This is a genomic window from Spirosoma foliorum, assembly GCF_014117325.1.
Taxonomy (GTDB): domain Bacteria; phylum Bacteroidota; class Bacteroidia; order Cytophagales; family Spirosomataceae; genus Spirosoma; species Spirosoma foliorum.
The window spans coordinates 2,102,641-2,120,065 of record NZ_CP059732.1 but is presented as its reverse complement, the minus strand read 5'-3'; the positions used below and the strand labels follow the sequence as shown (position 1 = coordinate 2,120,065).

Annotated in this window: 12 protein-coding genes and 1 pseudogene; 9 read left to right on the top strand and 4 right to left on the bottom strand. The window is 49.9% G+C overall.

Translation table 11 applies throughout. The features are described 5' to 3' along the window. Window positions 1-148: 148 nt before the first annotated feature. Window positions 149-3,238: an ATP-binding protein gene (locus H3H32_RS08550; protein WP_182462282.1), complete on the bottom strand. Its 3,090-nt coding sequence runs from the start codon at window positions 3,236-3,238 to the stop codon at window positions 149-151. A 152-nt stretch (window positions 3,239-3,390) separates the two neighbouring features. On the opposite strand from H3H32_RS08550, the gene H3H32_RS08545 reads away from it, so the two are divergent. The 3 genes and pseudogenes from H3H32_RS08545 (at window position 3,391) to H3H32_RS08540 (ending at window position 6,769) form a co-directional block, all read left to right on the top strand. After that, window positions 3,391-5,898 carry a cellulose binding domain-containing protein gene (locus tag H3H32_RS08545; protein ID WP_182462281.1) on the top strand — a complete coding sequence of 836 codons (2,508 nt, stop codon included), beginning with the start codon at window positions 3,391-3,393 and terminating at the stop codon, window positions 5,896-5,898. Next, window positions 5,864-5,938, top strand: a pseudogene (locus tag H3H32_RS38455) (hypothetical protein); the annotation flags it as partial. The gene H3H32_RS08545 and the pseudogene H3H32_RS38455, both read left to right, overlap by 35 nt. 9 nt (window positions 5,939-5,947) lie before the next feature. After that, the gene (locus H3H32_RS08540) at window positions 5,948-6,769 is read left to right on the top strand and encodes a cellulose binding domain-containing protein (protein WP_182462280.1); all 822 of its coding nucleotides are present in this window, start codon (window positions 5,948-5,950) and stop codon (window positions 6,767-6,769) included. A 251-nt stretch (window positions 6,770-7,020) separates the two neighbouring features. Here the strand turns inward: H3H32_RS08540 and H3H32_RS08535 are convergent, their stop codons facing one another. After that, complete coding sequence (locus tag H3H32_RS08535; protein WP_182462186.1) at window positions 7,021-8,025, bottom strand: IS701 family transposase; 1,005 nt, start codon at window positions 8,023-8,025, stop codon at window positions 7,021-7,023. Between the two features lie 384 nt (window positions 8,026-8,409). Between H3H32_RS08535 and H3H32_RS08530 the strand changes: the two genes are divergently transcribed. The 4 genes from H3H32_RS08530 to H3H32_RS08515 all read left to right on the top strand — a co-directional run bounded on the left by H3H32_RS08530 (window position 8,410) and on the right by H3H32_RS08515 (window position 13,706). Continuing rightward, window positions 8,410-10,131, top strand: coding sequence for a right-handed parallel beta-helix repeat-containing protein (locus tag H3H32_RS08530; RefSeq protein WP_182462279.1), 1,722 nt, complete (start codon window positions 8,410-8,412; stop codon window positions 10,129-10,131). Then, on the top strand, window positions 10,058-11,005 hold the full coding sequence (locus H3H32_RS08525; RefSeq protein ID WP_182462278.1) for a PA14 domain-containing protein: 948 nt from the start codon (window positions 10,058-10,060) through the stop codon (window positions 11,003-11,005). Before H3H32_RS08530 ends, H3H32_RS08525 begins: the two co-directional genes overlap by 74 nt. Before the next feature lie 26 nt (window positions 11,006-11,031). Further along, window positions 11,032-11,199, top strand: a complete 168-nt coding sequence (locus H3H32_RS08520; RefSeq protein WP_182462277.1) for a hypothetical protein — start codon at window positions 11,032-11,034, stop codon at window positions 11,197-11,199. 434 nt (window positions 11,200-11,633) lie between these two features. Continuing rightward, window positions 11,634-13,706, top strand: coding sequence for an ANIS5 family metal-binding protein (locus H3H32_RS08515; protein ID WP_240543717.1), 2,073 nt, complete (start codon window positions 11,634-11,636; stop codon window positions 13,704-13,706). 124 nt (window positions 13,707-13,830) lie between these two features. Here H3H32_RS08515 and H3H32_RS08510 read toward each other — a convergent pair whose 3' ends face one another. Then, window positions 13,831-14,127, bottom strand: a complete 297-nt coding sequence (locus tag H3H32_RS08510) for a hypothetical protein (protein WP_182462276.1) — start codon at window positions 14,125-14,127, stop codon at window positions 13,831-13,833. A 353-nt stretch (window positions 14,128-14,480) separates the two neighbouring features. Between H3H32_RS08510 and H3H32_RS08505 the strand changes: the two genes are divergently transcribed. Both H3H32_RS08505 and H3H32_RS08500 read left to right on the top strand, forming a co-directional pair. Then, window positions 14,481-15,230 carry an SDR family oxidoreductase gene (locus H3H32_RS08505; RefSeq protein ID WP_182462275.1) on the top strand — a complete coding sequence of 250 codons (750 nt, stop codon included), beginning with the start codon at window positions 14,481-14,483 and terminating at the stop codon, window positions 15,228-15,230. 56 nt (window positions 15,231-15,286) lie between these two features. After that, the gene (locus tag H3H32_RS08500) at window positions 15,287-16,159 is read left to right on the top strand and encodes an RNA polymerase sigma factor (RefSeq protein WP_182462274.1); all 873 of its coding nucleotides are present in this window, start codon (window positions 15,287-15,289) and stop codon (window positions 16,157-16,159) included. A 339-nt stretch (window positions 16,160-16,498) separates the two neighbouring features. Here H3H32_RS08500 and H3H32_RS08495 read toward each other — a convergent pair whose 3' ends face one another. Beyond that, window positions 16,499-17,164: an ABC transporter permease gene (locus tag H3H32_RS08495; protein WP_182462273.1), complete on the bottom strand. Its 666-nt coding sequence runs from the start codon at window positions 17,162-17,164 to the stop codon at window positions 16,499-16,501. Window positions 17,165-17,425 lie beyond the last annotated feature (261 nt).

The following is a 17,425-nucleotide window of genomic DNA, read 5'->3' as shown; positions in this document are numbered from 1 at the left end:
ATAGTGGTTATTACAACAAAATTGACCACCGCTGGGCGGCCCCGCTTATTTCTCTTTTAGTAGGCACGGGAGCATCCGTTTGGTGAAATAGTAGCAGTGGCCACCGTGACGCGGTCAAACGACCAAAGTCTGCCCACAGTGTTGGCCCTTATCCCTTTCGCATAGTAGGTAGATAACCGGTCTGTTCCTGAAATATTTTCGTGAAATACGACTGCGAACCATAGCCAACCGCCTGGGCAAGCTGCGCCACGTTTAGCTCGCCCTGTTGTAAGAGTTCTACGGCCCGTTGAATACGAACACTGTGAATAAAGCGCGTGGTACTCATACCTGTCAGGGTGGTTAATTTGCGGTGAAGGTGGGTCCGACTCATACCCGCCTGTTTGGTTAGCCAGTCAACGTCAACCGCTTCGTCGGTCAGGTGGTCGAGAATAACGTGTCGTAACCGGGCCAGAAACTCCTCTTCTCGGACCAACTGGGGATCGGCGTAATCCGCGTTAGCGCTCCGGTCGGCGGCTAGATGCTGCATCAGCCAGCGTTGCCAGTTCTGACGGGTGCGCAGGCAGTTACCAAGACGTAGGGCAAGTTCAGCTAAACTAAAGGGCTTACCCAGGTAATCGTCGGCCCCCACGCTCAAGCCCGTCAGGCGGCTGTCAGCGGACGATTTGGCGGTGAGCAGTACTACCGGAATGTGACTGGTTCGCGCATCGGCTTTCAGGTGCTCCACCAGAGCGTAACCGTCCATCTCCGGCATCATCACGTCGCTCACAATCAGGTCGGGTACTTCAGCCAGGGCCAGTTCAAGCCCCCGCCGACCGTTTCCGGCAGTATACACTCGGTACTGAGCCGACAACGATTCGGCCAGGAACGACCGGAGTTCTTCATTATCTTCCACCACCAGTAACAATGGCCGGTTGGCCTCGTCGGCGGGTTCGCTATCCGCACCATTGTCCGGCTCCAGACGGTGCCGGACGGCCGATCCGGGTAAGTCTGGAACAGACAACTTCGCCCCGCCGGTAGCTTGGGCAGCGTCAGTCGGTGTAAGCGGTAACCTGAGGGTAAATACACTCCCCTGACCCACTGTACTTTCAACGGATACACTGCCACCGAGCCAGTCGGCCAATTCCTTGACCAACGCCAGGCCAATGCCCGTGCCAGAGTAGGCCCGCGTGGAGGAACTGTCGACCTGGTGGAAACGCTCAAAAATGCGCGCCTGCTGGTCGGCGGGAATACCAATGCCCGTATCGGCCACCCGCAGCAAGAGGGTAGCCGGAGCGATTACCCGGCATTCAATCTGTATAGAACCGTGCGCTGGTGTAAACTTAAGGGCGTTTGAGAGCAGATTATAAGTAATCGTTTCGAGCTTCTCATCGTCAAAGCGGTAGGGCTGTTGGCGGGTGGATTGATCCAGCCAGTCGAGCCGAAGTTGACGGTGTTGGGCCAGGCCCTGAAACTGCGCCACCACCTGCCCCACAAAGGCCACCGGATCGCCGGTTCGTTCCCGTCGGTCGAGTTTACCGGCGTCGAGTTTGGCCATGTCCAGGGTTTCATCAATGAGCCGGCTTAGCTGCTGGGCATTCCGTTGAACCGAGTGCACCCGTTGCTGATCCGACACGCCCAGGGGGGCTTGGCTCAACTGTTCAGTGGCGTTGAGGATGATGGTTAAGGGCGTACGCAGTTCATGGGTGATATTGGTAAAAAAACGGCTTTTCAACTCGTCTACTTCGCGCAACGCGGCCGCTTCAAACTCTCGGCGGGCCAGTTCCTGCCGCAGTCGGCGCCGTCGGGTCCAGTTCTGAAGAAACCCCGCCCCAAAGGCTCCGACAATGACCAGCACAACACTCCAGAACCAGCCGGTTTTCCAGAACGGAGGTTGCACAAGGATGGTTAGGGTCGAGACGACCTTCTCCCAGCCGGAGGGCCAAACAAATCGGTTGAGCAGGAGCGTGTAAGTGCCCGCCGACAACTCATAAGAGACGAGGTGGGTGGGATCTTCGGTCACCGTCCATTGGTCGTAGCCTTTCAGACGTAGCCGAAACGGCCCGGTCCGGTTTGCGGCCACGTAGGGCGAAACGGTTAGCCCAATCAGATCGCCCTCCTGTACCGTCAGGGTGGGGTGGCCGAGTGAGTCGCGCACCAACTGCTGGCGGGCACTGGCGGCCGTTAGCGGGGTGCCGTTGATCAACACATCCAACAGGCTGAAGGCGGGCACCGGGCGCAGGCGGGCCAGATCATACTCGATCAACGAGTGTCCCGCCGTTACCCAAAGCCGGTGATTGCGGCCGGGATAGAGAAACCCCACTGGATAGGGAATTCCCCCCAATTCAAGTTGCTCTAAATCGCCCCGATTCGTGTAGCGGTAATGCGCTTTGAAGGTTGAGAAATACGTGTTTCCCTGGGGATCGTCGTAAAAGTCATAGACCACTTGATTCGAATCGGCCTCATTCGAGAGCAGCTTCAGCCGAGTCACCCGGCCGGTAGCTGGCTGGATGACGGCCACTTCGTTGCTCAGGCCGACGAGAATAGTACTATCCCGCCGGGCGTGAATCCCGATGGCAAACTTGCCGTTGGCGGGACGGCGTTCGAATTCTTCGCGGTAGCGTTTGAGCGCACGCGAGACCGGGTTGTAGGCGTAAACAGCCTCGTTGGTGGTAAACCAGATGATACCCTGCTGATCCTGCGTAAGCCGACGAACTGCTTCGCCTTCCCGGTCGAAAATGGGCTCGATGGCGTAAGTGCGGGGATTAAACCGAATGAGCCCCTTTTGGCGCAGGCCGATCCACAGGTTGGCGTCGGCATCGGCAAAGAGGTAGTTACTCCGCCAGGGCACCAGATAATCCCGGACCAGGCGGCTCGAATCGGGCACCCGCACGATTTTATCTTCTTTGGAATTGATGTAGGACAGGATGCTGCCGCGGCCCTGTTTGCACCAGATGCGGCCATCGGGCGAGGGAACAACGTGGAAGTAATCGTCGCCCTGGCGCAGCACCGGATCGTGATAGGCCCGAAACTGCCGGCCATCGAAGCGAACTACGCCCTCCTGGGTGGCAAACCAGAGGTTACCCCTGGCGTCCTGGGTGGCGTCTACCGTGTTAAAGTTGATCGTTGAGGGCACCGGAATTTGCCGGATAAAGGCGGGCATCACCTGCTGGGCCTGGGCCAGGAGGCACATTCCCAACCCCAGCAAAGCTGCGAAGAACCGGATACGAAACAAGGAAAACATAGAAACATTACGAGCCATGACGGCCCGTCGAAGGTACAACGATCCGCTTAATCAGCAAAATGGAACAATGGTGCTAAAGATGGAACATATGTGATAGATTTTTAGGGGTGGCTTTCCCCAGTTTTACGGCGAAGTTTTCACCCATAAAATCATGTTAACTAACTCAGTTTATGAAACAATCTTTACACCCCCATCCCTCCATTAGTACGAAGGGGCGAAGTTACTGGCTGTTGTGGCTGCTGCTGATCCTGCCCTGGCTCGCTCAGGCCCAGTGCCCGACTGGCGACGTAACCTTATCGAGTCAGGCGGCCGTCAACGCCTTCCCACCGGGCTGCGTAAATTTTCCAGGTAGGTTAACCATCAAAGGGGATGATATTACCGACCTACGGCCTTTAGCTAAGCTGCAAACCGTGGGCTCAGACTTACAAATAGTCAGTAATGGGACGCTCACCAGCTTGCAGGGACTGGGTAGTCTGACTCGCGTCTATAACTTAGTCATCGACAACAATGCGCAACTCACCAGCCTGGCTAGCTTAACGGCCCTCACCCAGACGGGTAACTATTTAGAAATCACCAATAATGGCTCGCTCACCAGCCTGCAGGGACTGGAAAGCCTGACTCGCGTAGGCCATAGTGTACTCATCACCAACAATACGAAACTCACCAACCTGGCTGGTTTGACGGCCCTTACTCAGATAGGCTTTGATTTACAAATCGAGGATAATAGGGCGCTCACCAGCCTGCAGGGGCTAGGTAGACTGACTAGTATACCTGGCAACTTATCTATCAGTGACAATGCGCAACTCACCAGTCTGGCTAGCTTGACGGCCCTCACCCAGACGGGCCAGAGTGTACTAATCATAAATAATGGCTCGCTCACTAGCCTGCAGGGACTGAGTAATCTGACTCATGTAGGCGGCAGCTTAGCCATTAGTAACAATGCTCAGCTTACCAGCTTGGCGGCCTTAACTAAACTGACCCAGATCGGCGACGATTTGGACATTCTCAACAACCCCGTCCTGAGCGCCTGTGCCATTCCGCCCATCTGTCAGTACCTGACTAGCCCTAATGGCAGGATTACCATCTCGGGCAACGCGCCCGGCTGCCAATCCCGCCAGGATGTGCAGGCCGACTGTTTTCCGCTCAGCATCACCCAGCAGCCCGCCAGTTCGTCGGTGGTTTGTATAGCTACGCCCGTCTCCACCTCGGTTGGGGTAGCCGGCAATGCCCGCTTTTACCAGTGGTATCAGAACGGAACGGCCCTGACTAGTCAGACCTCCGCGACGCTGACGCTGCCCAGCCCCACCACGGCTGACGCGGGTCGTTATGTGGTGGTCATCAGCAACTCGGTAACCAGCCTGACCTCTACGGCCTTCAACCTGACGGTTAATGCTTCATCCGTCAGTCTGAGCAACAATGGCCCCCTGACCTGCACCCAGACCAGCGTCGCGCTATCGGCAAGTGGCACCACCGGAGCTACTTACGCCTTCCGGGGTGTAAATGGCGCCATCGCCAGCAGTGGCAATACCGCCAGTGTGAGCAGCCCGGGCACTTACACCGTCACGGCTAGTCTCAACGGCTGCTCCAGCACGACGACCACCACGGTGGGCAGCAACACCACTCCGCCGACGGTCAGCATCAGCCCCTCGGCGACGGCCATCTGCGCGGGTCAGAGCGTTACCCTCAACGCCAACGCCATGACTAGCGGGGGCACCTTGAGCTACCGCTGGAACACCAATGCCACGACCCACAGCATTTCGGTCAGCGCCACCGGTCCTTACTCGGTGAGCGTCATCCGCTCGGATAACGGCTGCGTAGCGACGGCCACTGCCAGCGTGACGGTCAACCCCTTACCCACGCCCAACATCCTCGGTCTGGCCAGCGCTTACTGCCAGAATGCCGGTCAACAGCCACTGGCCGGTAGCCCGTCGGGGGGCGTGTTCACCGTCGACGGCAGCTCGGCGACCAGCTTCAACCCGGCTGGCCTAACCATCGGTCAGCACACAGTGGTCTACTCCTACACCAACACCAGCGGCTGCTCGAATACAACTGCACAAACCGTCACGATTAAGGAAGTGCCCCCTGCGCCTACACTAGTGACCGCTAGCGGCTACCCCTACCCGGCGGGACAATCCCGTTTAACCACCTCTCAGAACGTGGGGCCCGTCAGCCTGACAGTTCTGGGCTGCTCGGGGGGTATGCTCATGGCCAACGGCAACGCAGCCAGCAGCTTCACCATCACTACGGCTATGACCGGCACTCAGACCTACACGGCCACCTGCACCAGCAACGGCTGCACAAGCCTGGCGGGTAGTTTTCAACTTACCGTGCTGCCCACCACGCTGTCGGTGCTGCACCGCGATGCGGATTACGGTAACACCCAGAATAACGTCATCAAGCCCTATCTGGAACTGGCTAACGCTGGTGGGCAGGCCATCCCCTATAGCGAGGTAACCGTGCGCTACTGGTTCACCACCGAAGGCCAGGCCCCGCCCACCAACCTGGCGGTATACTACGCCCAGTTAGGGGCAGTGAGTATGAGCTATGTGCCGCTGAACCAGCCCCGCCAGGGCGCTTTCGGCTACGTCGAATACAGCTTTCCCGGCGGGGGGGAGCCTGGCCGGGGGCGCCAACTCGGGACCCATCCAGAACGCCATCCAGAAAACCGATGGCAGTAATTTTAACGAAACAGATGATTACTCGTATGCGGCCAACTATCAAGATTACGTGCCCAACCCCCACATCACGGCCTATCGCAACGGCGTCATTTTCTATGGTCAGGAGCCGACTACAGTGATCTCTCAACCGGCGGTGCAGGTCTACTCGGCGGCCAAGGATAGCCCCAGGACGTCGCAGATTCAGCCCCGCCTGGAGCTGCGCAATACGGGCAACGTAGCCCTGGCGGTGGCGAATTTGAGACTGCGTTACTACTTCACCTCCGATAACAATCAGCCGGCCAGCGTCTACGTAGACTATGCCAGCATCGGAGCTTCCAACGTAGCCGCCCGGGTGGTCAAGCTGCCCTCGCCAGTGAACGGGGCGGACAGCTACGTGGAGCTGAGCTTCCCCGGCAGTACCATGATGGTCAATGCGCTGAGCAGTCTGGGCGTGATTGACTTCCGGCTGGTACGTTCGGACAACGGTTTGTTTGACCAAACCAATGACTACTCCTATGCCCCTAGCTATGGTAACGTGGGTTTAAACGACCACGTGACGGCGTACGTCAACAATCAACTGGTGTTTGGCACTCCGCCCTCGGGGGCTTCGGCCCGAGTTGGGGCCAGTGAGCCTGCCGCTGAGTTGGTCGTCAGGGTGCTGGGCAACCCGGTGGTGGGCAGCAGTGCCCAGGTCGAGATTCGGGGCGCTGAGGGGCAGGCAGTGAGTCTGCGCCTGGTGGATTTGCAGGGCCGGTCGGTGCATGAGCAGCGCATCGAGCAGGCGGGGGAGACTGAGCTGGTGAGTGTGCCACTGGGTCAGAGCCGGGGCCTGTTGCTGTTGAACGTAAGCACCCCCAGCCAGCAGCAGCGTTTAAAGCTGGTGCGGCCCTAGAGTCGACTGTATTTACATACCTATTCGGTCTATTAACTAATACCCACCTTGACTGAGGTGGGTATTTCTTTTACGAAGGTATTATCTCACAAAACGCTCCTATTGGTGAGATGGCTATTTATACAACTTTGGGTGTGTTTGCCGTTTCGTACAAAATCCGTCACTTGACTGATTTGATCGACTTAGCGGCTTTCAGAGGTTAAGGTTCAATAAGCAACACCTTTCTGAACCACAGGTAATTAGTATAGGACTTACGCAAAGGCAACTGAAGGATTCGCCAACTCTTGACGAAGGTAAGCATCTAATAAGCCTTGTTTGAGTTGGTAAACCGTTTTCTTAGTCTGATAAGCCAACTGTTTAAAACGTAACCAAGTCAGAGCCGCTAAGCCAATGTGATTGCGTTGACTACGAGCTAATCGACATTGACAACATTCCAGACCCGTGATCTGCTTATCTTCTCGATGAAACTGCTCAATTGTCCAACGAATACCACTTTTTTCTTCAGCGGCACTCGTCTCATTTTGAGCTAAATCGTTGGTGACGATATAGTCCGTCCGGTGGGTAGACACCAGTACGCGGAACAGTTTAAGATAGGTGTTTTGAGGCATCTTGTGTACTTTAACCAGCTTACCCTGCTGCACCTGTTGAGCTGACCAGCTCAGATAGCTGACAGGTTGATACGGTTCTTTGCCACCTGAATCATCGACCTTACGGTTGCTCTTGATAGGACAGTAAAACAGTTTTTCATTGGTAATGAGCCACTTGAAGAGGTCGGTCACAGCATACCAACTGTCCATTAAGACGATTCGATAACTGATCTGGCGGGGTGCTAGTTGGTTAAGCATGTCCAACACATGATCCAACTTGCTTTTTCCATCCTCATCGGGATTAAAAATACGGTAGTCAATGAGCCAGAACTGATTAATTTTAGGATTGAAGTAGACACAATTAACCACACCGATGCCTTTGATGATTCCATGAGCATTTCCACTGTATTGCCGACGAACCAGTTCAATTTTATGACTATGTTCTTTATTGAGCACGGTATCATCAAAGAGGATATAGCCATCGGTATCCAGTTGAATTTGGTGGCGGACATGTTGCCAGACCTGGCGAGGTGCCACTCGGCTAGCTTTGAGAAAGTACTGCACATTGTCATGGGTGATCCCTTCCAGGTGATCAGCCAAGTAGGTAGCCGTATAGTTGATCTGGCTACTCAGTAGAAACTGTCCGTAAAGTTGTGCGGTGACCTTCAAGCTATTTTTTATTTCAATTTACCACTTTTGCGTAAGTCCTATAGTAATTTAAATGCTTGAATTAACTCAAAAAATAGGTCCCCAAACTATTCTGGTTTTTATTTTATGAACCCGGCTTTCTAAATCAATTTTCTTGATAATCAGTTAGTTGTAAACTTGATGCCGCCCAAGTGACGGTTTTTGTACGAAACGGTAAAAATACCCTACCTATATATACCTGTAAGCATTCATTATTCTTCCGGCTCCAGACAATCAACTTTTCGGTTTGATTTTCTTAGATTCACCACAAATCTGCAACTTAAGATAAAGCGAATTTTAGTGAAAGTAACCACCATAGACCACAATCGTTTTCTCATTCTTATAGCATTGGTATGCCAAGCAGCCATGGGCTACGCTCAAACGACTTACTACGTAGCCAGCTCCGGCAGTGACTCCAACAACGGCCGCGCCAGTGATGCCCCCTTCCAATCTATCAACAAGATTAATTCATTAGCCCTGCAGCCCGGCGATCAAATCCTATTTCGACGAGGGGATACTTTCCGGGGAACCTTGCAAATTACCCAATCCGGTTCGTCAATGAGTCCAATTGTCATTGATGCGTACGGTGCAGGCAACAAGCCTGTACTAGCCGGCTCTTCGCTGGTAAGCAACTGGACCAATATAGGCAATAACCTATGGCAGGCTACCTGCTCCGCTTGTGGGGATCGGGTGACGGGTGTGTACCGGAACAACGCAGCCTTGCCATTAGGGCGATATCCCAACCTTGACGTCTCAAATAAAGGATACTTAACCGTTCAGTCCCATTCGGGTCGGTCATCCTTAACGAGCCAGCAGGCCTTAATCACAAACTGGACCGGCGCAGAAGCCGTATTCCGGCCGGTCAACTGGATTTTGAACCGGTCAATCATTAGAGGTCAGAGTGGTAACACATTACAATTAGATGGGTCGGGGAATTTTAATGTTAGTGACAATTGGGGCTATTTTATTCAGAATCATCCCTCAACACTCGATCAAGTGGGCGAGTGGTATTATAACCCAGCTACGAAAACGATTCAGTTATTTGATAATCAAGCCAATCCTAATAACTCCTCCATTACGGCTACAACCCGCGCTCAGTCGATTGTGCTGACGAGCGTAGCCTACATTACGATTCGCAACCTGCAGCTTGCCCAATCCGTAGCAACTGGCATTTTGGCTACGAACACGTCAAATTTAGTGTTTAGCAGTAATGATGTCGTGCAATCGGGCGAAGATGGTATATCGCTCCAAGGATCGGGTAGTCAGATTCTGATGGAGGGTAATTTAATTGAGGATGCCAACAATAATGGGCTTATCATTGGCGCTTATCAGAATTTCACGTTTCGGGGGAATACCGTTCAAAAGATAGGACTGCTTCCGGGGCGGGGCAAAAGTGGCGACGGAACGTACATAGGCATATTGATGGCGACAACCGCGAATACGCTATTTGAAAACAACATCATTGATAACATTGGCTATAACGGCATTACTTTCTCGACCAGTACGACTATTCAGCATAATCAGGTCAGCAATTTCTGCATGACCAAAAGCGACGGGAGCGGGCTCTACATCTGGAACGGCAATCAGCAGGTCATGGCCAATATGCACCTGCTGTCGAACGTCGTGTTTAACGGGATTGGAGCGCCTGAGGGAGCACCCAGTGACCAGCCCGCCGAAGCCAACGGGATTTATCTGGATGACTGTACAACTAACATTGAGGTAGCCAACAACACGGTCTATAATTGCGCCGGCATGGGTATTTATTTTCACGGCACGTCGAACAGTAAGCTGACGGGCAATACCCTCTTCAATAACAGCGAAGCCCAGTTTGTGATTCGTAACGTGAACGGCTGTCCCCCCCAAACCAATGTGATTAAAGGTAACCAGTTCGTCAGCCGATTAGCGACTCAACCCACGGCGAAGTATGAAGCGAGCAGTGTAGCAGAGGTGGCTAATTTTGGCCAGTTTGATAACAACGTATACGCCCGCCCTTTTGAGGATGTCAATAAAATTCATGTTTACTACGGCAACGTCACGGGGGGGGACGGATATCTCGTTAGCTCAGTGGCAGAGCCAATTCGGGCGTGACCTGAGCTCAGCCAACAGTCCAGTTACCTATTCATCGGGTAATCCGGATGACGATATCAAATTTACCGTGAACCCTACGGCAGCCAGTGGTCAGGTTTCGCTCGATGGCACTTATCGCGACCCGTTGAGTAACGTGTATTCAGGTCAGGTAACGGTTGGGCCTTATTCTTCACTAATTTTATTCAACGACGGATCGGCTGCTGCTTCGTTACGGACAGCCGACAACCCGGCTAACGCCATGCCGGGCTTGGACTATAAGTATTACGAAGGCAACTGGAGTCTGCTGCCTGATTTTAGTACGCTGACAGCGGTAAAATCGGGCAGTGTCACCATTCCCAATCTTACCCGCGAAGCCAATCGAACTTACAACTACGCCTTGACGTATACGGGTTACGTGCGTGTACCGGCGGATGGTAGTTATACCTTTTACACCGCTTCGGATGACGGCAGTAAGCTTTACATCGGTAGCACGCTGGTGGTCAACAACGATGGTCTGCAAGCGCTGACCGAGCGCTCAGGTACGATTGGGCTAAAAGCAGGTCAGCATGCCCTTACGATTCAGTATTTACAGGGGGGAGGTGATCAGGCCTTGACGATAAGTTATAGTGGGATTAGTTTAAGCAAACAGACCGTTCCCGCTTCGGCTTATTACCGGGTATCGACCCCTTGCGAGGGTATGTACACGCTGAAATCTGGCAATTGGAGTGATGTTAGCGTTTGGTCGTGTGGCCGACTTCCAACCAGCACAGATGTCGTCAGGATTATGAGTGACCACACAATTGTTTTGAATGTCGATGGAACGGTCAAAAATCTGGTCTATCTGGGTGGAACCCTTCACTATTCAGCTACTACGAAGTTGGTTATCAATGACTAATGAGGTAGTTTATGTAGCGGGGCGGTTTGACGAAAATACAGGGTGGTGATACCCTGACGCAGTTGGGTGGGAAAGGTATCCAGCTCACGGTCGACAAACTTGTTGTCATTGAGCATGGGCCGGGTGATATAGTGAGTGTCAATGAAAATAATATTCAGCCGCTCATGTACCCCCTTTCTTTGTGTTCAAGATAACAGTTCTGCCATGGTCGTTCCTAGTTTATTGTCCCTGTCTGACAATTCTCAGGAAAACGCTGATATTACCTGATACATCTTACGTTAGCGAATTTGGTCGTTAACAAACAGGTAGTATTGAGCGAATTATTAGCGAAAAGCCATTATACCTTAGAGTAAATTAGTGGGCTAAGATAGACAAGATCCAATCAATAAATATACCAAAGGACTTAATTGGTTTGAACGACATTCCCTACTCCTTTTTGTTTGTCGTCGATAAACGGCATTAGTCGATTTTTCTCTACATTTTAACCTATAATTTAGCCGTTGGTCGATTAACTGAACCTGCCATACAATAGATGACTAACTTTCCACAAATCTATTGAACGTCACGTATGAAGTTGAAGCTACTACCCTGCTGGTCACCATCTCGAAGGAGTCTGATTGTATGTCTGATGAGTGCCTTGTCCGGTAATTGGGGTTTAAGTCATGCCCAGAATTATGTCGTCACAACGCCCAACTCCGTTACCCCAGTTTATGGGAATACTTTCGTGGGGCCCTATGCCGCAGGGGCCAATGTAGTTTCTGGCACTTATAATACGTTTATGGGTTTTAACTCTGGCTATGCGAATACGTCTGGTTCAGGTAATGCTTTTGTTGGAGCGAATGCGGGCAATTCAAATACCTCAGGCAGCGGTAATGTCTTTATAGGTTCTGCTACGGGCTATTCCAACACAACAGGTACTGATAACGCTTTTGTCGGTGGAGCGGCAGGAAATGCCAATACGACTGGTGTGGAGAATGCTTTTGTTGGAACTTATGCAGGCTATCGCAATACGACTGGCAGTAATAATGCTTTTATAGGCTCTGGTTCAGGGAGTTTAAACACAACGGGGAGCGATAATGCCTTTGTTGGATTTGAAGCAGGACAGGCCAATACGACCGGTGGGCTGAACGTCTTTTTAGGCGATAAGTCAGGTTATTTTAATGATGTGGGGTCGCAGAATACGTTTGTAGGTGCCAGCGCTGGCTATTCCAACACATCAGGCGCGAGTAATATTTTCATTGGCAATTTTGCGGGTAACTCGAACACATCAGGAGGCTATAATGCGTTTATAGGGTCATCGGCTGGGTACTTCAACACGACGGGAACGAACAACGCTTTTCTGGGTAATTCTGCCGGTTTTCAAAATAGTTCAGGCTCGTACAATTCCTTCGTTGGAGACAATGCCGGAAGCAGTAATACAACGGGCCATCATAACGCCTTTATTGGCTCCACGGCGGGAAAATCGAACACATCTGGTGCATATAACGTGTTTATCGGAACTGATGCAGGCAATCGGAATACCATCGGTAATTACAATTCCATGATGGGCTATCATACTGGTTTTTATAACTCAGCAGGCAATTACAATGTCTTTATGGGTTATTCAGCGGGCTATAACAGCACAACCGGTAGCCATAGTGTCTTTATCGGTGTTTCGGCAGGAAATTTAAATACGACCGGATATAGTAATTTATACATCGGCAAAGAGTCAGGTTATTCGAATACAACCGGTCATAATAATGTAGCTATTGGTGATTCAGCCGGATACCATTCCGCCGTATCAAGTAGCCTTTTCGTCGGTTCTAAAGCTGGTTATGCCAATGTTAATGGGAAACTCAGCACGTATATTGGCTATCAAAGTGGCTTCAATGCCGTTGCCGACTCCAATACCTTTGTGGGCTATCAGGCAGGCTATCAAACTAGCTCTGGTCGAAGTAATACCTTCTTTGGTGTCAACGCGGGTCGCAACATTTCTACCGGCTCGCACAACACCATCATCGGGAATCAGGCTGGCCCAGCTTCGGTGAATGCCGATGACAATGTATTTATTGGTTATCACACCGGGCAGCATGACGAGGGTAGTCAGAACACATTGATTGGTAGCCAAACCGATGTTTTAACGGCCGATAGCGGTGGATTAGCCTTACATAATGCTACGGCTATCGGCTATCGAGCAACGGTAGCCATTAGCAACGCGGTTGTGCTGGGAAATCAGGCTAATGTGGGTATCGGTACCTCTACTCCAACGTCTCGCCTACATATACGAAGTGATGAGCCTAATACATCAGGCGTACGGTTTGAGCGCTTAAGCAGCCAGAGCCCAGCGGTGTTGCAAACTGATAAATTTCTCAGTGTCAGCACTCAGGGGGATGTTGTATTGGCCCGTTATCGACTTCAGTATAGCGACCTAAACGAATGGGCCGATAAGGTATTAGCCCCAGGATACCAGCTTCAGTCATTAGCTGAGGTAAGCCAGTATATCCGGGCATATGGCCATTTACCAGGTATTCCATCTGCCATTGAGGCAGTTAAAGATGGGGTTGACGCTGCCCAAATGAATGCCATCTTGCTCAAGAAAGTAGAAGAGTTGACGCTGTATAGTATCCAGCAGCAAACAGACATTGATCAGTTAAAGCAACGCCATCGACAAGAGATAGACGAGCTAAAAAAATTGGTGAAGCAGCTGCTAGAGAAAAAGTAATCAAAACCAGATCAGCTAAGCACTAATCAAGGAAGCTCTGACAGATGGTCAAAGCTTCCTTGGTAAAAGATTTTGTAGAAGATCATTTTATAAGTAGGGTATTAATTATCAAAATACCCTGCTTTTACCGACTGCGTATAGAGATGATTTCTATTCGCCCCGCTTTCCCTTGACAAGGGCCTGTATCGGCTTGGTACCGAATCCAAACGGGCGTGTTTGGTTTGTCGTAAGCGGCTGGAATGGTGTTGGTGTAATAATAGTCAGCATCAATTTGGATTCGATAGCCTGCACAGCAATTACAGTATACAGTTGGACCAGGCAGGGTTAGGTCGATAACTGTTGCCGGTTTCTCGGGTTGTTGCAGGGGCTGACAACCGGTCACGGATCCAATCAAGAAGCTGAGTAAAAGAAGCCACTTCATACGAATGATCTTTACCCATAAGACCCAGCCAGGCGTCTATTGGTTGGTTTTGCTTCTGGTTAACTGGGTTTATGCGAGCGACTCTGCTCAAATTTCAGGTGTTCTAGTGTGCTTTCATAGTCTCAAAAATGGCTCTCTTCTCGTTTCACTGTAACGACGGCCCAGCCCTTTTGTTCTCTTTCTGTTGACGATGTACAGTTGGATTGACCGTGCGGCAATCGCCAAGTTAGCGGAAACCCTGTGAGACCACAAAACCTACCTGTCCCAATAAATCACAAACTTTTGTAACACGCCCCATTTTCGCTTGTCCAACTAGTGGTAACAGTGAAGTTGCTCGTAAAGCATAGCTAAAAATGGACAAGTTAAAAAACAAAGTTGCCGTAATAACGGGCGGTGGTAGTGGAATTGGTTTTGCGACAGCCAAAGAATTTATCGCAAATGGTGCAACGGTTGTCATCTTTGAACGAAACAAACACTCGATTGACAAAGCAACACAAGAGCTGGGTTCTATGAGCTATGGAATACAGGGCGATGTAACTAATCTGTCAGATTTGGAAAAATTATTCACCGAAACTAAATCAAAATTTGGTGGAATAGATATTGTCTTTGTAAACGTAGGACAAGGAAAATTGGCCCCAATTGCTGACACATCAGAAACCTTTTTTGATAATATGATGAACGTAAATTTGAAAGGAGCGTATTTTTCTTTGCAAAAAGCAATTGCACACCTAAACCCAAACGCTTCTATTATTATTACTACTTCTTGGTTGAATGAAATTGGTTTTGCCGGAAGTAGTTTGTTGAGTGCCAGCAAGGCCGCACTTCGTTCCGTCGTACGTGTAGCCAGTGCCGAACTTGCCGCACAGGGAATTAGGGTAAATGCCGTAAGCCCGGGCCCAATAGGAACACCATTTTGGAGCAAAATTGGATTGCCGGATGATGTGTTACAAGGGGCTGCAGAAGCAATAACGAATCAGACAGCTCTAAAACGATTTGGACAGCCGGATGAAGTAGCGAAGGCAGTATTATTCCTTGCCTCAACTGATGCTTCGTATATTACTGGGCACGAAATAGCCGTGGATGGTGGTATAAATCAAGTTTAACCAATAAGGTCGCCAACTGCAAACGATTACGTTTGCAGTTGGTTTTATTTTAAAACATGGACAATCCTTTTCAACTTAATTATACTGACCAAGTGGATACAGACTTGGTACAATTAGCTGTTAGTGGCGATAAGAAAGCATTGCAAAATCTTATTATCAGACATCAACTGTTTGTCTATAATCTTGCTTTAAAAATGACAAAGTGTGTTGAGGATGCGGAAGATTTAACCCAAGAGGTATTTATAAAATCGATCACAGCGCTTTCTAAATTTGAAGGGAAGAGCAAGTTTAGGACTTGGCTTTATAGGATAACGGTTAATCATTTTTTAACTACTAAAAAGCGAAAATCAGAATTGGAAATAGTTGATTTTGAAACCTATTTTAATTCGATTGATAAAATGCCGAATCAGGAATTATCGAATCAGGAACAAACTGATTTGACAGATTCAATAGAAGAGTTAAGAATTAGCTGCACAGCCGGTATGCTACTTTGCCTGGACAGAGAGCAACGAATGATTTATATACTTGGCGAACTGTTTACCATAGACCATAATTTAGGGTCTGAAATTTTAGGCATTTCAGCGGGAAACTTCCGTATTCGTTTAATGAGGGCTAGGCAAGATTTGTATAATTGGATGAATGAACGATGCGGTTTAGTCAATAAATCTAACCCTTGTCGATGCTCAAAAAAAACGAAGGCCTATATAGAAGCCGGTTTAGTTGACCCTACTAATTTAAAATTCAATACGCGATACAAGAAAAAAATATACGAAATTTCAGAACAAAATTCAGGTGCAATTACGGACACAATTGAGGATTTAACTAAAAGCATATTCCAGCAACATCCTCTACAAGAACCCTTGGAATCGTCAAAGATAATTGGCGAAATTTTTAATAACAATCTGATAAAACTAATTTTAAATTCCTAAATTTTGCTTACCTAAACTCTTCAAGGGCTTTATGTAAGTGGGGCTACTGAAGTTCTAATCAGCATCAGTGCTAATATCCCAAAGGAGCGTTTGCAGCCCAAGCCGCTGGGTGTGTTAGTTACAAAGGCTAGTCAAAGTAGAATAAGCCATCATGGTAATAACACAATTCAACATCGACGGTCACTACTTCATCAAATTGTTCCTTATTGATTATTTATCAATAAGGAACAATCTCAAAAAAAGCTCTTGACTGAGACTAGGGCGTGTCTATAATTCGGGCGTTTTCTGCGATAAATTTAGTCATACTTATTCAGGGTCAGCAGAAGCCCCCCACCCACCTTACTCGCTCCGCAAACTCATGACCGGATTCATCAACGCGGCTTTCACACTTTGAAAGCTTATTGTTAGTAAGGCAATGCTGACCGCTAGACCACCGGCAACCACAAATGTCCACCACTTGATGGCCGTTTTATAAGCGAACCCCTCTAACCACCAACTCATCGCATACCAGCCCAGCGGGGAAGCTAGTAGAACAGCCAGACCGACTGGCTTGAGAAAAGCCTTGGCTAACAGCGTGACAATACTTTCAGTACTGGCTCCCAGTACTTTACGAATACCAATTTCCTTAGTGCGCTGTTTAGTCGTGAAGAGAGCCAGCCCTAAAAGACCTAAACAGGCAATTCTAATCGCTAACACCGCCAACCAACTCAACAGAGAGCCTACCCGCTCATCCGACTCGTATTGTTGCGGAAAATGATCATCCAAGAAAAAGTAGTCAAAGGCATTACCGGGAAAGCTTTGGTTAATGATCACCGCGTCGTTATCCAGCACTAACTCGTTATCAAAGTTACGCCCCGCTAACAACTTAATGTGACAGGTCGGAATAAAGTCTTCGTCAACGGCCAACATCCGGCACAGTTTATACTCGGCGGCTGGCTGATGGAACCGCTGCCATTCGTCGGTCCAAAAAATCTCTTGGCCCGGAACCTCGGAGGAAGCTGTCACCTGCTGAACACCCGTATGCGCCAACAGCCTATCCTTAAAATAGCGAATGTCATTAACCGATTGCGCCCACAGTTAAATAATCTCAAAATACCCCCTAACTGAGACGAGTGAGTAACTATAATTCGGACATTTAATGAGACGGTACGATTCAACTGAACAAACTGTTTTCCTCAAAGACCAATCGCTCCCTTAATTTTAGAAAATACGTCCGATTGCTCGTCGATCCTTCACCACATCACCCTTACCCAACAAGATCAGCAA

Coding starts and splice junctions, on each gene's coding strand:
- H3H32_RS08515 (WP_240543717.1), top strand. CDS start 11,634: ATGAGTGCCTTGTCCGGTAATTGGGGTTTAAGTCATGCCCAGAATTAT.
- H3H32_RS08530 (WP_182462279.1), top strand. CDS start 8,410: ATGGGCTACGCTCAAACGACTTACTACGTAGCCAGCTCCGGCAGTGAC.
- H3H32_RS08505 (WP_182462275.1), top strand. CDS start 14,481: ATGGACAAGTTAAAAAACAAAGTTGCCGTAATAACGGGCGGTGGTAGT.
- H3H32_RS08500 (WP_182462274.1), top strand. CDS start 15,287: ATGGACAATCCTTTTCAACTTAATTATACTGACCAAGTGGATACAGAC.
- H3H32_RS08510 (WP_182462276.1), bottom strand. CDS start 14,127: ATGAAGTGGCTTCTTTTACTCAGCTTCTTGATTGGATCCGTGACCGGT.
- H3H32_RS08545 (WP_182462281.1), top strand. CDS start 3,391: ATGAAACAATCTTTACACCCCCATCCCTCCATTAGTACGAAGGGGCGA.
- H3H32_RS08550 (WP_182462282.1), bottom strand. CDS start 3,238: ATGGCTCGTAATGTTTCTATGTTTTCCTTGTTTCGTATCCGGTTCTTC.
- H3H32_RS08525 (WP_182462278.1), top strand. CDS start 10,058: ATGTTTACTACGGCAACGTCACGGGGGGGGACGGATATCTCGTTAGCT.